A 17191-nucleotide genomic window follows, 5' to 3' on the forward strand; every position below is an offset into this window, starting at 1 on the left:
ACAGTGATGAAAAAATGGTTAGCAATACTTAGTGCTTGTATGTTAATGCTTGTTGCAGCGTGTTCAAACTCGAGTAGTGGTTCTGAAGTACAAGAAACAAAGAAAACAGAGGATGGTAAAACAGAAGTTGTCTTTTGGCATGCGATGAGTGGTGACTTAGAAAAAGTTTTAAATACGATGGTAGACGATTACAATAAGTCACAGGATGAAGTAGAAGTAAAACCAATGTTTCAAGGAACGTATGAAGAGGCATTAACAAAATTCAACACGGTAGCAGGCACAAAAGATGCGCCTGCTGTTATGCAAACATTTGAAGTAGGAACAAAATATATGATTGATAGCGGGAAAATTCAGCCTGTTCAGAAGTTTATTGATGAAGAAAACTATGATACCTCTCAGTGGGAACAAAATATTTCAAGCTACTATCAAGTAGATGGTGAACAGTATTCAATGCCTTTTAATTCGTCAACGCCTGTTCTTGTTTATAACAAAGATGCATTTAAAGAAGCTGGGTTAGATCCTGAAAAAGCACCAACGACTTATGATGAGCTACAAAAAGCAGCAGAAAAATTAACAAAGAAAAAAGGAAATCAAACAACGCAGTACGGGTTCTCTATTTTAAATTATGGTTGGTTTTTTGAAGAGCTAGTAGCTGCACAAGGCGGTTTGTATGTTGATAATGAAAACGGACGCAACGGTAACGCTGAGAAAGCAGTATTTAATGGAAAAGAAGGGTTAAACGCTTTTAATCTGATTTCAGATATGTATAACGACGGTACTTTTTATAATGTAGGTCAGAATTGGGATGACATTCGAGCTGCGTTCCAATCGAAGAAAGTTGCGATGTTCTTAGATTCATCAGCAGGTGTCAAAACGTTGATTGATAATGCGCCGTTCGAAGTGGGGGTAGCCTATTTACCAGTTCCAAAAGAAGAAGATCGCCAAGGCGTTATTATTGGGGGAGCTTCTTTATGGATGTCGAATGGAATCAGTGAAGAAACGCAAAAGGCAACATGGGATTTTATGAAATATCTTGCAACACCTGAAGCTCAGGCGAAATGGCATGTAGAAACAGGGTATTTTGCTATTAATCCAAAAGCATACGAGCAAGATATTGTAAAAAAGGAATGGGAGAAATATCCTCAATTAAAAGTAACGGTTGACCAATTGAGCCAGACAAAGCCGTCTCCAGCAACACAAGGTGCGCTGATTTCTGTTTTCCCAGAATCTCGTCAGAAAATTGTATCGGGGATGGAAAGTTTATATCAGGGTGTTAAACCACAAGAAGCTTTAGATCGAGCAGCAGAAGAGACCAATCGTTCTCTTGAAGCAGCGAATCAAAAATAAGAAATGGTATAAGGCCCGTTTATGAAAAATCAAGCGGGCTTTTATTCTACATAATAAGGGGAATCGGTATGATCAAAAAAACAAAGGTGTATGCTCATAGAGGGTTTAGCAGCCAATTTCCAGAGAATACGATGCGAGCATTTGAAGAAGCTAGGCAGAGAAACGTAAGTGGTATTGAATTAGACGTACAGCTCACAAAAGATGGAGAAGTCGTTGTTATTCATGATGAAGAAATAAATCGAACTACTAATGGTATCGGCTATGTTCAAGACTTTTTCTTAAAGCAAATTATTTTATTTGATGCCGGAACTTGGTTTCATAAGGCGTTTCACCAGGAGGCTATTCCTACGCTTCGAGATGTGTTTGAATGGATAGTTAGTACAAAGAGTCAGTTAATCCTTAATATTGAGCTAAAAAATGATGTGATAGCGTATGAAGCTCTGGAAGAAAAGGTGCTAGAGCTTATAGAAGAGTATGAGCTTGTGAACCAAGTCGTTATCTCATCTTTTAACTACAAAAGCTTGGTGAAAGTTAGGTCTATACATCCACATATTTCACTAGGATTTCTATTTGAAGGAATCGATAACAAAGCGGTTGAAAAAGCTTTGACTATTCAGGCAAGTGGCCTTCACTGTGAGCCTCAGTATGCATTTTCAGCAGAAGGAAAAAGAGCACAAGCGTCTGGACTAGAGCTTCGCGTATATACGGTTAACGACAAGCATTTGTTTCTTCAGCTTATCAATGAAGGTGTAGAGGTTATTATGACGGATGATTTGGAAATGAGTAGCAGGATATAAGTAAATGAGAAAGGCTGGGACATAATTATTTCAGTTGATGAGATATCCAAACTGTTGAGAGGTAAATCCTTTTGGTAGTTCGGATATTTTTGTTGGTTTCGAAAATAAGTTAAAAAACTATTAGAATAGAAGGATTGTCTGTAGCATGATGGAACGAATTTGTTCTTACAACCTAACGATTGTAGAGACGTCATGATTCGTATTTGAGAAAGAATCATTTAGTTATGGCCTAGCCTCTTTTCAAGTTGTACAAATACAACTTCTTTTCCATAAAACTAAATAGTTTAATAGGCTCTATTTACGTGTTAAGAGTCAACAATGTTTCTATAGACCCACACGAAACTCGTTTGGTACACTAGTTTTGCTCATTTTGTTGAGAAAGGTTGCGAACAGTGTGGAAAATTATTATGAACAAGCTCAAAAAGGTGCATGGGTTAGCATTGTCTCATATATTACATTATCAATTTGTAAGTTAGTCATTGCATTCATTACTAGTTCATTCGCTTTAAAAGCGGATGGTTTAAATAACGTAACGGATATTATTGCTTCAATCGCTGTATTAGTTGGATTGAAAATCTCTCAAAAGCCTCGAGATCATGATCATCCATATGGACATTCGCGTGCAGAGCATATCGCTTCTTTAATCGCGTCATTTATTATGATGGTTATTGGTTTACAAGTTCTTGCTGATGCAGGACAATCTATCTTTCTAAAAGAAGTAGAAGCTCCTAATCTGTTAGCTGCATGGGTAGGGCTGGCAGCCGCAGTTATTATGTTCTTTGTCTATCGTTATAACATTATGCTTGCTAATAAGCTAAACAGTCAGTCGCTTCGAGCCGTAGCAAAAGATAATTTATCAGATGCATTAGTCAGCATTGGCGCTGTTATTGGAATTGTCGGCTCTCAGTTTGGATTACCGTGGATTGACTTGGTAGCAGCTATCATTGTTGGACTGATCATTTGTAAGACGGCTGTAGAAATCTTTAAAGAAGTGACACATTCCCTTACAGACGGGTTTGATCAAGAGCAGTTGTTGCATTATAAAGAAGTTATTTCTGAAGTTCACGGAGTTAATGAAGTTCACGATGTTAAAGCAAGAATGCTAGGGAATCACGTTGTTTTAGATGTAACGGTGAAGGTCGATCCTTATCTAGACGTCATTAATAGTCATCAAATTGCTGATAAGATAGAACATATGATGAGCGACGAGTATCAAATTAAAGATACGCTGGTACATATTGAGCCGGATGTATCAAGAAAGTTAACGTGAAAAGAGTGTTTTTCTTTAGGGAAAGCACTCTTTTTTCTTTTGAGAAAAATTGATTGTTAGAAAAAAGTATTTTAAAACTCTTCACATTTTCAGACAAGTATCCGTTATAAAAGAGGACAGTGAATTAATGAATGTAATGTAGAAGGGTGAGAGCATGAAAAAATTAAGCACCAAAATGATTTTATTCTTCACATCGATTATCATCATCTTATTATTGCTGGTTTCAGGAATTGTTTATCAATTTACGAAAAAGCAAATTGAACACGATGTGCAGGTACAATCACAAACGCTCGTGGGAGAGCTCAAAACAAATATCGATACTTATTTGAAAATGTATAGTCGTAAAGTAGCTGAGTATAGTGAAAACGACGTACTGGTTAATTTTCTAAAAGAAGAAAAAGAGCCACAAAAAGACAGCTACTTTAGCTGGCAAACGGTTCAAAAGGAATTTCAGCAAGTCAGTGAAAAATATCCAAATATGGCGCTTCAGTATATTGGAACAGAAAATAAAGGAATGTACACGGTTCCGACGCTAGAATATGATGCAGACTATGACCCAACTGCTAGACCTTGGTATAAACAAGCCGTTGAAAGTCCTGGAGAAGTTATTTATACAGAGCCTTATGAAGATGCATCTACTGGCAAAACTGTCGTGACTATTGCTAAAACCATTGATGATCCCAAAACAAATCAACGTCTAGGGGTACTAGCAATCGATTTAGAGTTAGATGCTTTAAATTCTATGGTAGCAAAAGCTCAAGTGAATTATGATGGTTACGCTTTTTTATTTGATCAGCAAGGTCTTGTTCTCGTTCATCCAACCGCAACAGGCAATGAGTTGCAAAAAGAAGCGTTTATGGATGACGTTTATGCAAAAGATAAAGACTTTCTTCATTATAAATACAAAGGAGAGGATCGAGTTCTAGCCTTTGAGACAATTGAAGATACAGGGTGGAAAATAGGAAATGCCTTTATTTACGATAATATGCTTAGTAGCGCTAAGGAAATCTTTCGTATTATTATGACTATCGCAGCCGTTGGGATTTTATTATCAATTCTCCTAATCTTCTTTATTTCAAAAAGCATGACAAAGCCAATTGTTCGATTAAAAGAAGAAGTGGCAAAAGTGGCAGAGGGAGATTTAACGGTTCATATCCAAACCAAATCTAAAGATGAAATTGGTCAACTAACCAACTTGTTTAACGTGATGGTAGGGCGCAATCGCCAATTGATTGCAGCCGTTCAAGAATCTGTGGAAACAGTCAAGGTTTCTGTGGAAAATTTAAGTGCAGTATCAGAAGAAGCGACGGCATCTAGTGAAGAGATAGGAAGAGCGATTCATGAAATTGCAAGCGGAGCGACGCAGCAGGCTTCTGATGCTGATTCAACCAACCATAAAACGATGAGTTTATCAGCTCAAATTGAGCAGGTAATTGACAAAAATACGAAGATTAATACGCTAACTAATGAAGCCATTCAAGCAAATACGCATGGCTTACATCAAGTACAGTCACTGCGTGAACAAACGAATCAATCTGCTAAAACGATTGAATCAGTTCAAGTTGTTATCAATGAACTGACGGATAAAATGCAAGAAATTGAATATGTTATTCATACGATTAATGATATTTCAGATCAAACAAATTTACTTGCGTTAAATGCGAGCATTGAAGCTGCTAGAGCAGGGGAACATGGAAAAGGGTTTGCTGTAGTGGCGGAAGAAGTACGTAAATTGGCTGAACAGTCATCTACTGCAACAGAGAAGGTTCGTCAAACAATTGCTAGTATTCAAAAAGAAGTTGCCGTGGCTCGTCAAGAATTTGATCACACAAAAGAGCTTTCAGTAGCGCAAGAAGGAGCTGTAACGGATACAGAGCAATCGTTCCATGATATCGCTCAAAATATTGAACAGGTCGTTACATCCATTCAAGATGTAATGAATAATATGCAAGAAATTGATACCCATAAAGATGGTGTGGTAGCATCGATTCAAAGTATTGCTGCCATAGCGCAACAGTCAGCTGCAGGAACAGAAGAAATTACTGCATCGACTGAAGAGCAAATTCGAGCTATTTCCACCGTGTCTGAATCAGCTGAACATCTTCAAGAGCTAAGTGAAGGGCTAATGAAAATGATTCATCAATTTAAAATTGAAGAGAGCGCAAAAGCAGAATAAACAGCTAAAAAGCACAGCCTCACAGGCTGTGCTTTTTAGTGTCAAATTCAGCTAGCTTTTTGAATGGATTCAGCTTTGGGTTTCTTAGAAGTAAAGCGATCAACTAATTGTGAAATCGCTCCGTCTCCAGTTACGTTACACGCTGTTCCGAAGCTGTCTTGAGCCATGTATAGTGCAATCATGAGAGAAGCCATCGTCGCATCAAAACCTAGCATTGTTTGCAGTAAACCTAAAGAAGCCATAACGCCACCACCTGGTACACCCGGTGCAGCAATCATTGTAACACCTAACATTAAAATGAAAGGTAAGACTGTCCCAAACGCCACTTCTGTACCATTGATGTACAGTACCGCCATTGCACATGAAACAATGGTAATAGTGCTTCCTGACAAGTGAATCGTTGCTAGTAATGGAATTGAAAAATCAGCTACTTTATCGCTTACTCCGTTCTTTTTCGCACGTTCCATTGTAACGGGAATTGTTGAAGCGGATGACTGCGTACCAAGTGCTGTAAAATAAGCTGGCATCATATTTTTTAATAAAGCAAGCGGGTTTTTCTTAATCAACGTGCCAGATACACTGTATTGAATAAGTAAAATAGCAAAATGCAGAATTAAAATCATCAAAAATACCTTTGCAAAAACGCTCACAATTGTTTGCACTTGACCACCTTGTGTCATGTTAGCGAAAATCCCCAGAATGTGAATGGGCAATAAAGGAATAATGACTTTACCGATGAGTAGTTCCACAACCGAACGGAAATCAATCATTACTTTTTTTAATGAATCATTTTTAATAGCGGCCATGCCTAGCCCCAGAGTAAAAGCTAAAACAAGTGCTGTCATCACTTCCATTGGAGCCGGAATTTCAAGCTCTAAGAAAGGTTTTAATAATGCTTTCTCAGGGTTTTCAAACGCAGAGGATTGAATGGAGTTATTCAACATAACCGGATATAAATTATGCGCAACAAGATAAGCCAATAATCCAGCTATTGCTGTGGATCCATAGGCTAGAGCAGTTGTTAATCCGAGATACTTTCCTGCTCCCTTTCCAATCTCTCCGATTCCTGGAGCAATGAATGCAAGAATAATGAGAGGAATTGCAAATTCTAAAAAGTTTCCAAATATTTCATTAAACGTAGCGAATATACGAACAAACCATCCCGGCATAAAGCTTCCGATTACAACACCGGCAAAAATGGCCAGAATAATCCGTGGTAAAAGCCCAATTTTTTTCATGATGTCCTCCTGTGAAGTACAAATGTTTTCTAAGAATGTATTATACAGAAAGAGTAACGAAATGTTAAGAGGAAATTTTGTTCAGGGCAAATAAAAACAGCTTTGTTCAACACTAAGCGTGTAGAACAAAGCTGTTTTATCTTTAAAAATACTGGTTGTAAGGAATTAACGGAGTCTGATTCGTTTTTGCTGTTATGCAAATATGTTCATCTGTAAACGGGTGCCAAAAGGCTAGTTTAAAGGCATGTAAAGCTTGCTGTTGACCACTTTGTTTGCGTCCACCATACAAGGTGTCACCGATTAAAGGATGGCCAATAAAACTTAAATGCACGCGAATTTGATGCGTGCGTCCACTTTCAAGCATAAGTGAGACGAGCGTTTCGTTTTTTGACTTATTTTGTGTCAACACTTGAAAATGAGTAACTGCAGCTTGCCCGGATTTTGAGACTCTTCGCCTTGTAGAGTGATGACGGTCTTTCCCAATTGGTTCTGAAATTGTTCCTTGTTTTCTAGCAAATAGTCCATGTGCAAGAGCAACGTATGATCGCTTAATTTTTCTCTGCGCAAGCAGTTGGTCGAATACAGAACTAGCAATACTGTGTTTTGTAAATAGAATAGCTCCTGACGTATCGCGGTCAAGCCTATGAACGTGTCGGGGTTTTGTATATAAACCTTGCTTAGAAAAATAATAAGCAGCGGCATTTAACAGCGTCTTAGTATCCTCAGGAGATGAAGGGTGTGTATCCAGGCCCTGCGGTTTATTTATAATTAACACATGAGGGTCTTCATACAAAATCTCAAGCTGCAGAGGATACGGCTTAATCGTATGCTCTTCTGGACTGTAAAGATGAAGGTCGGCTTTATCTCCTTCTTGTAGCACGTAATTCCACGATAGCGTTTCCCCGTTTATTTTGATGCTTTTATTCATTCGAAATAAATGCAGCGTTTTTTTTAGGAAGATGCCACTTTTCTTTTAAATATTCTTCAATTGTTAACTGATTGTCTTGCTTAGTAATGGGAATTGTTACCCATTCACTCTGTACATTCACGCTTATCTCATCCTTTTCTTTCATGAATTATGGTAGATTTCAACAAGTGCGGAAGTTCCTTTTTTTAGGAGGAAATAACTACCTTACCTTCTTTGTTTTTATTTATGTTATCCTACGTATATAAACTTGTTTTATAAAAGGAGGGGCAACGTTGAAAATTGCATGTGCAGCTCCAGCTGAGATGGAACATTACATAGAAGAATTAACGGAACAACTTCTATACGATTTATTACCTCAATATGTATCAGATGAACGGCTACAGCATATTCATAATCATTATTTACTTGGTCATCATGATGAGTCTAACCCATTATATAATGGATTACTTGATGAAGCATTGCAAGTCATTAGTAGTTTACAAACGGTTATTGCTTTAGTTGAATCGATTCAACATCGTCCAATTGAAAAGAGTGATCGTGATCGATTCAGTAAAAATGTTAGAATACTCAGTAAATTCGGGTTTATCTTTCCTTTATCTATTGAACTATTTGAACGAGAAAATTTACTTGTATCCTATTCACAGACCTCATCTCAAACTGAATATTATCATTAAAATAGGAGCATCCGCTGGATGTTCCTTTTTAGGATGTTGAATAGTTAGAATTTTTAATTTTGTTTAATATAATGAAAAAAAGGGAAACTAAATTCTCAGTTATGTGCGAAAGAGGGTTGTTAAATATGTCAACAATAGATTTGTCAAAGTTTGAGAAAAAAATGATTATCCGAAACATTAAACACTCTGATATAGATGCAATTTTAGCACTTCAAAAACTATCATTCCCAGGGATGGAGCCGTGGAAGCGTGAACAGTTAGAAAGCCACCTAGAAATTTTTCCAGAAGGTCAAATTTGCGCAGAGTTTGACGGTGAAATTATTGGTTCATGTTCAAGCTTGATCGTCAACTTTGATGAGTATGATGACCAGCATACATGGGATGATATTACAGACGAAGGGTATATTACAAATCATAATCCAGAAGGCTATAACCTATATGGGATTGAAGTGATGGTTCATCCAAATTATCGAGGCATGAAAATTGGACGACGACTATATGAAGCGCGCCAAGATTTAGCACGTGAACTGAACTTAAAGAGTATTATTATTGGGGGGCGCATTCCTAACTACCATAAGCATTCAGGAGAAATGTCCCCTCGTGAATATGTAGAACAGGTAATTCATCATAAAATCTATGACCCTGTTTTATCGTTTCAATTAATGAACGGTTTTACTTTGATGCGCATCAATCCTGGCTACCTGCCAGATGATTTAGCTTCTAATAAATACGCAACGCTCATGGAATGGAATAACGTAGACTATGTACGACGTTCAAAGCGTCATTTTAAAACATCATTCCCAGTGCGTATTTGTGTTGTGCAGTATATGATGAAGCAAATCAATTCGTTTGAAGAATTTGCTACTCAAGTGGAGTACTATACAGACGTTGCGTATGATGCAAAAGCAGATTTTTGCGTATTCCCAGAAATATTCACAACGCAGCTTATGTCATTTTTAGATGAGCAAATTCCAAGTAAAGCAATTCAGCGCCTTACAGAGTACACGGAAGAATATATTGAGCTTTTTACAGGGTTAGCTGTAAAATACAACGTAAACATTATTGGCGGTTCACACTTTGTTGAAGAAGATGACGGTGATATCTTTAATATTGCGTATTTATTCCGCAGAGATGGAACAATTGAGAAACAGTATAAAGTTCATATTACGCCAAATGAACGCAAATGGTGGGGCATTAGTCCAGGAAATGATGTCGAAGTATTTGATACAGATTGCGGGAAAATCGCGATCCAAATTTGCTACGATATTGAGTTCCCTGAACTGGCACGTATCGCAACGGATAAAGGAGCTAACATTATCTTTACACCTTTCTGTACGGAAGACCGTCAAGGTTACTTACGTGTTCGCTATTGTTCTCAGGCACGCGCTGTGGAAAACCAAATCTACACCGTAATTGCAGGAACAGTAGGGAATTTACCAGAAACGGAAAATATGGATATTCAATACGCGCAATCAGCTATCTTTGCCCCTTCCGATTTTGAGTTTGCAAGAGATGGTATTGTAGGGGAATGTAATCCAAATATTGAGATGGTTGTGATTGGGGACGTTGATCTTGAGATTTTACGCAGACAGCGCCAGTCAGGAACAGTTCGTCAGTTAAAAGATCGTAGACATGACGTCTATAATATTAAATATAAAAAGTAAATTATTTTACACCATGCAAATGCATGGTGTTTTTTTGCTCATCTTTTGTCATAATATAAAGAAATAAATAAACAGAGTGAGGGGAAAACATGAGTTTTCATGGACAATCCGTTTTGCCTGCTGTACGTGATATGAAGCAGTTGGAACGTTTTTTAGCAAGTGAATATGAGTATGGCGTTTTGTTAGATAACCAAGTGGGATTACTGCGAGGCATTATGAAAGAAGTTCATCGTCATCAAAAAAAAATGATTATTCATCTCGATTTAATACATGGCCTAAAGCAAGATGAATATGCAGTCGACTTTCTATGTCAAGAATTGAAGCCAGCTGGCATTATCTCCACTCGTACCAACGTGATCTTAAAAGCGAAACAGCGAGGTATTTATGCCATTCAGCGCGTCTTTTTGCTAGATAGTACAGCCCTTAAGAAAAGCTATGAGCTCATTAAAAAGGTCGAGCCAGATTTTATTGAGCTGCTACCAGGGATTATTCCATCACTTCTTAAAGAGGTAGCGGAAGAAACCGGGATACCAGTTCTCGCAGGTGGTCTTATTCGAACGGAAGAGGAAGTAAAGAATGCAATCGCTGCAGGTGCAGCTGCAGTCACTACTTCGAATAAACAATTGTGGAATACATTTAAATAAAGAGTTATGAAGTTTGAATTTTTTGTCGAAAATGTGTTGACAACGCTTTCAATAGCTAGTAAACTTGTAAACAAGTTAATACATGTGACGGAGAATAGGAGATCCACGATATAGCTCTTTAAATTTATATACATGAATTTAGAGGGAAGTATGGTGGATTTTTTTATTCTCTTATCGTTGTAAACGGTTTCTTATTAGACCGAAGGAGGGTTTTTATATGAGTCCATTTTTAGGTGAAGTAATTGGCACGATGATTTTAATTATATTAGGTGCTGGAGTTTGTGCCGGCGTTAATTTAAAAAAATCATATGCAGCAAATTCAGGTTGGATTGTTATTACGTTTGGTTGGGGACTAGCTGTTGCAATGGCTGTATACGCAGTTGGTAACATTAGTGGTGCTCACTTAAATCCAGCTGTAACAATCGGATTAGCCATTGTCGGAGATTTTTCGTGGAAGGAAGTACCACTTTATATACTAGCACAAATGATTGGTGCAATTTTAGGAGCAACATTAACATATTTACACTATCTACCGCATTGGAGAGAAACAGCTGACCAAGGAACAAAATTAGGTATTTTTGCAACAGGGCCAGCTATCCCAAATCCATTTTCAAACTTATTAAGTGAAACAATTGGCACATTTATTCTAGTGGTTGGCTTATTAACAATTGGAGCAAACGAGTTTACAGAAGGATTAAACCCATTAATTGTAGGTTTTCTTATTATAAGTATTGGTTTATCACTCGGTGGTACAACTGGTTATGCTATTAACCCTGCACGTGACTTAGGTCCCCGTATTGCACATGCAATTTTACCGATTGCGGGAAAAGGATCATCAAACTGGGGTTACGCTTGGGTACCTGTGTTAGGACCTGTAATAGGTGGATCGTTAGGAGCAGTATTTTACCTTGCAGCATTTAAAAACCAAACAGGCAGTGCATTATGGATTGTATTAACAATTGTAGTAATAGTATTTGCAGGAATATATGGTTTATCAAAAGAAAAAAATGCACCAGGAATGGTAAAGAAAAGCGCTATTAAATAAATGAATGCGTTTTAATCAGAGCCAGAGTAAAATAAAAGAAATGATACGAAAAGGGGAAATAAAATATGGAAAAATACATTTTATCATTGGACCAGGGAACAACAAGCTCTCGTGCAATGTTATTTAATAAAAAAGGAGAAATTGTTCACGTTGCTCAAAAAGAGTTTACTCAATACTTTCCTAATCCAGGTTGGGTAGAGCATAATGCTAACGAGATTTGGGGCTCTATTTTATCAGTTATCGCTTCTTGCTTATCAGAATCAGGGGTAACGCCTAAACAAATTGAAGCAATTGGAATTACAAATCAGCGTGAAACAGCAGTTGTGTGGGAAAAAGCAACAGGTAAGCCGGTTTATAATGCAATTGTATGGCAATCTCGTCAAACAGCAGGCATTTGTGAAGAGCTGAAAGAAAAAGGATACAACGATACGTTTCGTTCAAAAACAGGTTTGTTAATTGATGCGTACTTCTCAGGTACAAAAGTAAAATGGATTTTAGATAATGTTGAAGGTGCACGCGAGAAAGCTGAAAACGGTGAGCTTTTGTTCGGTACAATTGATACATGGCTGATTTGGAAGTTATCTGGAGGAAAAGCTCATGTAACCGATTACTCGAATGCGTCTCGTACACTAATGTTTAATATTTACGATTTACAATGGGATGATGAGCTATTGGATATCTTATCAGTGCCAAAATCAATGTTACCTGAGGTCAAGCCATCATCAGAAGTGTATGGGCATACGGTTGATTACCATTTCTTTGGTCACCACATTCCAATTGCAGGAGCAGCAGGGGACCAGCAAGCAGCTTTATTTGGACAAGCATGCTATGAAAAAGGAATGGCGAAGAACACGTATGGAACTGGGTGCTTCATGTTAATGAACACGGGTGAAAAAGCCGTTAAGTCTGATCATGGGCTTTTAACAACGCTAGCTTGGGGCGTAGATGGAAAAGTTGAGTATGCACTAGAAGGAAGTATCTTTGTAGCTGGTTCTGCCATTCAGTGGCTTCGCGATGGGCTGCGCATGTTTAAGGATGCAAAAGAAACAGAAAAATATGCTAATCGCGTAGATTCAACAGATGGTGTATACATGGTTCCTGCTTTTGTAGGTCTGGGCACACCGTATTGGGATAGTGATGTTCGCGGTGCCATGTTTGGCTTAACGCGAGGTACAAAAAAAGAGCATTTTATTCGAGCTACGCTAGAAGCATTAGCATATCAAACAAAAGACGTGCTAAGCGCAATGGAAGCTGATTCAGGCATTACATTAAAAACCCTTCGTGTAGACGGTGGAGCAGTTAAAAACAACTTCTTAATGCAGTTCCAAAGCGACTTGTTAAACGTGCCGGTTGAGCGTCCTGAAATTAATGAAACAACGGCGTTAGGAGCAGCTTATCTTGCAGGTCTGGCTGTAGGCTACTGGAAAGATCGCGAAGAGATTGCGCAGCAGTGGAATATGGAAAAGTCGTTTGAACCTGATATGGAAGAAAGCCGTCGTGAGGACTTATATGCAGGTTGGAAAAAAGCAGTTAACGCAGCAATGGCGTTTAAATAAAAGTAAATGTAAATATTGTTATTTTGCGTTTTAAAATTGAAAAATTCCTACTGAGATAGAGGAAAAACCTTTAAAATGAATCATGGTTATGCTATACTAAAGACAAGTTAATAATTTGGTTGGAGAATCGGAGAGACCACGAATCCATATGTTATACATATGCGATTTGTGGTCTCTTTTTTTAGATAACTGTAAAAAAATGAAAAAAGAAAAGGGGAATGACAAATGTTTTCAAGCAAAACGCGTGTAAATAAATTAGAAGAAATGACAACTCAAAAATATGATTTACTTGTTATTGGTGGAGGTATTACAGGATCAGGAATTGCTTTAGATGCAGCAAATCGCGGAATGAAAACAGCATTAGTTGAGATGCAAGACTTTGCATCTGGAACATCAAGTCGTTCGACAAAGCTCGTGCACGGTGGTCTGCGTTATTTAAAACAGTTTGAAGTTAAAATGGTTGCGGAAGTTGGGAAAGAGCGTGCAATTGTGTATGAGAATGGTCCGCACGTAACAACACCAGAGTGGATGCTACTACCGTTTCATACAGGAGGTACGTTCGGAAAGTACTCAACATCTGTAGGACTACGCGTATATGATTATCTAGCAGGTGTTAAACGCTCTGAGCGCCGTAAAATGTTCAGTGCTGAAGAAACATTAAAGCGTGAGCCTCTTGTAAAGTCACAGGACTTAAAAGGTGGCGGCTATTATGTTGAATACAAGACAGATGACGCACGACTAACAATTGAAGTAGCGAAAGAAGCAGCAAGTCGCGGTGCAGATTTAGTGAACTACACAAAAGTAGAGGAATTTATTTACGACAACGGAACGGTTATTGGCGCAGTTGTTGTTGATCAAATCACGAAAAAATCGTACAAAATTCATGCGAAAAAAATTGTTAACGCAGCTGGTCCTTGGGTTGATTCTCTACGTGAAAAAGACAATTCAAAAAAAGGAAAGCAGTTACAGTTAACAAAAGGCATTCACTTAGTAATTGATCAAAAGCGTTTTCCACTGCAACAAGCTATTTACTTTGATACACCAGATGGGCGTATGGTGTTTGCTATCCCGCGTGATGGTAAAACGTACGTTGGAACAACGGATACAGTTTATAAAGAAGATGCAAGACATCCACAAATGACTGTGAAAGATCGTGAATACGTAATTGAAGCAATCAATTACATGTTCCCAACAGTAAACATTACTGTTGATGACGTTGAATCAAGCTGGGCTGGTGTGCGACCATTAATTCATGAAGAAGGAAAAGATCCATCTGAGATTTCACGTAAAGATGAAGTGTGGACATCACATTCAGGTCTAATTACGATTGCTGGAGGTAAGTTAACTGGGTATCGCAAAATGGCAGAGCTTGTGGTAAACACAGTTGCAGAGCAGTTAAAAGCAGAAGGAGCTACGTTTAAGCCAAGTCAAACAAAATATTTACCAATTTCTGGAGGAGCTGTGGGTGGTTCTAAAAACTTCCCGAAATTTGTCGAGGAAAAAGTGAAAGTTGGCGTAGAGCTGGGGTTGTCACCTGAAGCAGCTACAAAGCTTGTTAAGCGTTATGGTTCTAACATTGATGTATTATATCGCTACATGACAGACTACAAGGATAAAATGAAGGCAAGTAACTTACCGACAAGCGTATTTTTACAAGTACAGTATGGAATAGAAGAAGAGATGGTGACAAAGCCAATCGATTTATTCATCCGTCGTACAGGCGCGTTATTCTTTGATATTGCTTGGGTTCGTGAGTGGAAAGAAGCCGTTATTAAATACATGGCACAAGAACTAAGCTGGACGCCTCAGCAAACGTCTGAGTATAGCCAAGAGCTTAACAAACATTTACATGATGCAGTTGTGCCAGTTGATGAAAAAGGTAGCCAAATCGCTGATATTTCATGATACAATAGTACTGTATTTCAAAAATTGTCAATTGCGTAAGAAGTAATAGCAGGAAATTCGATTCTTTCATCGAATTTTTATCATATTGCGTTACAATATTGACAAGGTATGACATGTCATTTTAAAGGGAAAGGCGACATTTGTCGTTTTTCTCTTTTCATACATAAAGGTATTGATGAGGAGGCTTTTTTCATGAACTGGAAGCAAGTATACACATCTTGGATTGAAAATGTACATTTAGATGAAGAGTTAAAGGAAGCGTTAGCAAACATTAAAGCGGATGAGAAACAGCTGGAAGATTGTTTCTATAAAAACTTAGAGTTTGGTACAGGTGGAATGCGTGGCGAAATTGGTCCAGGTACTAACCGTATGAACCTGTATACAATTCGTAAAGCATCAAAAGGATTTGCAGACTACATTGCTGCTGCAGGTGAAGAAGCGAAAACGCAAGGAGTTGTTATCGCTTACGATTCAAGACATAAATCGCCAGAATTTGCGATGGAAGCTGCTAAAACGCTTGCAACTGAAGGGATTAAAACATACGTATTTGATGAGCTTCGCCCAACGCCGGAGCTATCTTTTGCAGTTCGTCAATTAGGTGCTTTTGGTGGGATTGTTATTACAGCGAGTCATAATCCCCCTGAGTACAACGGTTATAAAGTATATGGTCCAGATGGTGGTCAGCTGCCTCCAAAAGAAGCAGATGAGCTTGTAGGATACGTAAATGCTGTTGAAAACGAACTTGAGCTGTCAGTAAAAGAAGAGCGAGAGTTGAAGTCAGCTGGTTTGATTGAAATGGTTGGTGCTTCCATGGATGAAGCGTATAATGAGAAGCTGAAAACAATCTTATTAAATCCTAGCTTAGCACAAGAGGTAGGTCCAGAATTAAAAGTTGTCTTTACACCACTTCACGGTACGGCTAATAAACCTGTTCGAAAAGCGTTAGAAACAATCGGTTATACAAACGTAACTGTTATTGCAGAACAAGAGTTACCAGATCCTAATTTCTCAACAGTAAAATCACCTAACCCTGAAGAGAAAGCAGCGTTTGAATATGCTGTGAACAAAGGAAAAGAAATCGATGCAGATTTATTGATTGCTACAGATCCAGATGCCGATCGATTAGGAATTGCTGTGAAGGATTCAAGCGGTGAATATGCATTGCTGACAGGAAACCAAACGGGAGCAATTTTACTTCACTACTTGCTTTCTCAGAAAAAAGAACAAGGTGTGCTTCCTGAAAACGGTGTTGTATTAAAAACAATCGTAACATCAGAAATAGGAGCTGAGATTGCTCGTTCGTTTGGCTTACATGTTGTCGACACGCTAACAGGGTTCAAGTTTATTGGAGAAAAAATCAAGCAATACGAGCAAACAGGGGAATACGAATTCCAATTTGGTTATGAAGAAAGCTATGGTTATTTAATCGGTAGCTTTGCACGTGATAAAGATGCGGTGCAAGCTGCTGTGTTAGCAGTTGAAGTATGCGCGTATTACAAAAAGCAAGGTATGACGCTTTACGAAGCACTTCATCAAATTTTTGAAACATACGGTTTCTATCAAGAAGGATTAAAGTCATTAACGTTAAAAGGAAAAGAAGGATCTGAACAAATTCAACATATTCTTGCGACGTTTAGAAATGAGCCACCAAAAGAGATTGCAGGTCTTAAAGTATCTGTTCTTGAAGACTATACGCTAGGAACTCGTCAGTTTGTTGAAAGTGGAAAAGTAGAAGATATTGAGCTTCCAAAATCAAACGTACTTAAATATGTACTAGAAGATGGTTCATGGTTCTGCTTACGTCCATCTGGTACAGAACCAAAAGTTAAGTTTTATTTTGGTGTCGTAACCAAGGATGAGCAAGCGAGCGCTAACCAGTTAGCTGAGGTTCAAAAAGCCGTTATGAATCAAGTAGAAGAAGTTATTAATCGCGTGAACGCTTAAAAA

At 38.1% G+C, this 17191-nt stretch carries 12 protein-coding genes and 1 pseudogene; 11 read left to right on the plus strand and 2 right to left on the minus strand.

Annotated features, from left to right (window positions below; translation table 11 throughout):
* Nucleotides 1-6 precede the first annotated feature (6 nt).
* From LZP85_RS01540 to LZP85_RS01555, 4 genes are all read left to right on the plus strand, one after another.
* Nucleotides 7-1347: an ABC transporter substrate-binding protein gene (locus LZP85_RS01540; RefSeq protein WP_025908482.1), complete on the plus strand. Its 1341-nt coding sequence runs from the start codon at nt 7-9 to the stop codon at nt 1345-1347.
* Nucleotides 1348-1415: 68 nt separating this feature from the next.
* Nucleotides 1416-2144, plus strand: coding sequence for a glycerophosphodiester phosphodiesterase (locus tag LZP85_RS01545; protein ID WP_206783045.1), 729 nt, complete (start codon nt 1416-1418; stop codon nt 2142-2144).
* A 394-nt stretch (nt 2145-2538) separates the two neighbouring features.
* Nucleotides 2539-3414 (plus strand): cation diffusion facilitator family transporter, encoded by an 876-nt coding sequence (locus tag LZP85_RS01550; protein ID WP_206783046.1) that lies wholly within the window; start codon nt 2539-2541, stop codon nt 3412-3414.
* Nucleotides 3415-3568: 154 nt separating this feature from the next.
* The gene (locus tag LZP85_RS01555; protein ID WP_206783047.1) at nt 3569-5590 is read left to right on the plus strand and encodes a methyl-accepting chemotaxis protein; all 2022 of its coding nucleotides are present in this window, start codon (nt 3569-3571) and stop codon (nt 5588-5590) included.
* A 47-nt stretch (nt 5591-5637) separates the two neighbouring features.
* On the opposite strand, the gene LZP85_RS01560 is transcribed toward LZP85_RS01555, so the two are convergent.
* Entirely contained in the window at nt 5638-6828 is a 1191-nt protein-coding gene (locus tag LZP85_RS01560; RefSeq protein WP_025908488.1) for a dicarboxylate/amino acid:cation symporter, read from the minus strand.
* Nucleotides 6829-6970: 142 nt separating this feature from the next.
* A pseudogene (locus LZP85_RS01565) lies at nt 6971-7901 on the minus strand (RluA family pseudouridine synthase).
* A gap of 127 nt (nt 7902-8028) precedes the next feature.
* On the opposite strand from LZP85_RS01565, the gene LZP85_RS01570 reads away from it, so the two are divergent.
* The 7 genes from LZP85_RS01570 (at nt 8029) to LZP85_RS01600 (ending at nt 17188) form a co-directional block, all read left to right on the plus strand.
* Nucleotides 8029-8430 (plus strand): DUF5365 family protein, encoded by a 402-nt coding sequence (locus LZP85_RS01570; RefSeq protein WP_025908490.1) that lies wholly within the window; start codon nt 8029-8031, stop codon nt 8428-8430.
* Nucleotides 8431-8555: 125 nt separating this feature from the next.
* Nucleotides 8556-10094 (plus strand): bifunctional GNAT family N-acetyltransferase/carbon-nitrogen hydrolase family protein, encoded by a 1539-nt coding sequence (locus LZP85_RS01575; RefSeq protein ID WP_025907832.1) that lies wholly within the window; start codon nt 8556-8558, stop codon nt 10092-10094.
* 89 nt (nt 10095-10183) lie between these two features.
* Complete coding sequence (locus LZP85_RS01580; protein WP_025907831.1) at nt 10184-10738, plus strand: glycerol-3-phosphate responsive antiterminator; 555 nt, start codon at nt 10184-10186, stop codon at nt 10736-10738.
* Nucleotides 10739-10955: 217 nt separating this feature from the next.
* Complete coding sequence (locus tag LZP85_RS01585) at nt 10956-11783, plus strand: MIP/aquaporin family protein (RefSeq protein ID WP_025907830.1); 828 nt, start codon at nt 10956-10958, stop codon at nt 11781-11783.
* Between the two features lie 65 nt (nt 11784-11848).
* The gene (gene glpK / locus LZP85_RS01590; RefSeq protein ID WP_025907829.1) at nt 11849-13339 is read left to right on the plus strand and encodes a glycerol kinase GlpK; all 1491 of its coding nucleotides are present in this window, start codon (nt 11849-11851) and stop codon (nt 13337-13339) included.
* Between the two features lie 225 nt (nt 13340-13564).
* Complete coding sequence (locus tag LZP85_RS01595; RefSeq protein WP_119544109.1) at nt 13565-15244, plus strand: glycerol-3-phosphate dehydrogenase/oxidase; 1680 nt, start codon at nt 13565-13567, stop codon at nt 15242-15244.
* 192 nt (nt 15245-15436) lie between these two features.
* A complete protein-coding gene (locus LZP85_RS01600; protein ID WP_234561948.1) occupies nt 15437-17188 on the plus strand; it encodes a phospho-sugar mutase in 1752 nt (583 codons plus the stop codon).
* Nucleotides 17189-17191: the final 3 nt, after the last annotated feature.

The sequence above is a fragment of the Priestia flexa genome, from assembly GCF_021441905.1.
Taxonomy (GTDB): Bacteria; Bacillota; Bacilli; order Bacillales; family Bacillaceae_H; genus Priestia; species Priestia flexa.

Excerpts from the sequence above, each read along its gene's own strand:
- LZP85_RS01540 (WP_025908482.1), top strand. The coding sequence starts at position 7 with ATGAAAAAATGGTTAGCAATACTTAGTGCTTGTATGTTAATGCTTGTT.
- LZP85_RS01545 (WP_206783045.1), top strand. The coding sequence starts at position 1,416 with ATGATCAAAAAAACAAAGGTGTATGCTCATAGAGGGTTTAGCAGCCAA.
- LZP85_RS01555 (WP_206783047.1), top strand. The coding sequence starts at position 3,569 with ATGAAAAAATTAAGCACCAAAATGATTTTATTCTTCACATCGATTATC.
- LZP85_RS01560 (WP_025908488.1), bottom strand. The coding sequence starts at position 6,828 with ATGAAAAAAATTGGGCTTTTACCACGGATTATTCTGGCCATTTTTGCC.
- LZP85_RS01575 (WP_025907832.1), top strand. The coding sequence starts at position 8,556 with ATGTCAACAATAGATTTGTCAAAGTTTGAGAAAAAAATGATTATCCGA.
- LZP85_RS01580 (WP_025907831.1), top strand. The coding sequence starts at position 10,184 with ATGAGTTTTCATGGACAATCCGTTTTGCCTGCTGTACGTGATATGAAG.
- LZP85_RS01585 (WP_025907830.1), top strand. The coding sequence starts at position 10,956 with ATGAGTCCATTTTTAGGTGAAGTAATTGGCACGATGATTTTAATTATA.
- glpK (WP_025907829.1), top strand. The coding sequence starts at position 11,849 with ATGGAAAAATACATTTTATCATTGGACCAGGGAACAACAAGCTCTCGT.
- LZP85_RS01595 (WP_119544109.1), top strand. The coding sequence starts at position 13,565 with ATGTTTTCAAGCAAAACGCGTGTAAATAAATTAGAAGAAATGACAACT.
- LZP85_RS01600 (WP_234561948.1), top strand. The coding sequence starts at position 15,437 with ATGAACTGGAAGCAAGTATACACATCTTGGATTGAAAATGTACATTTA.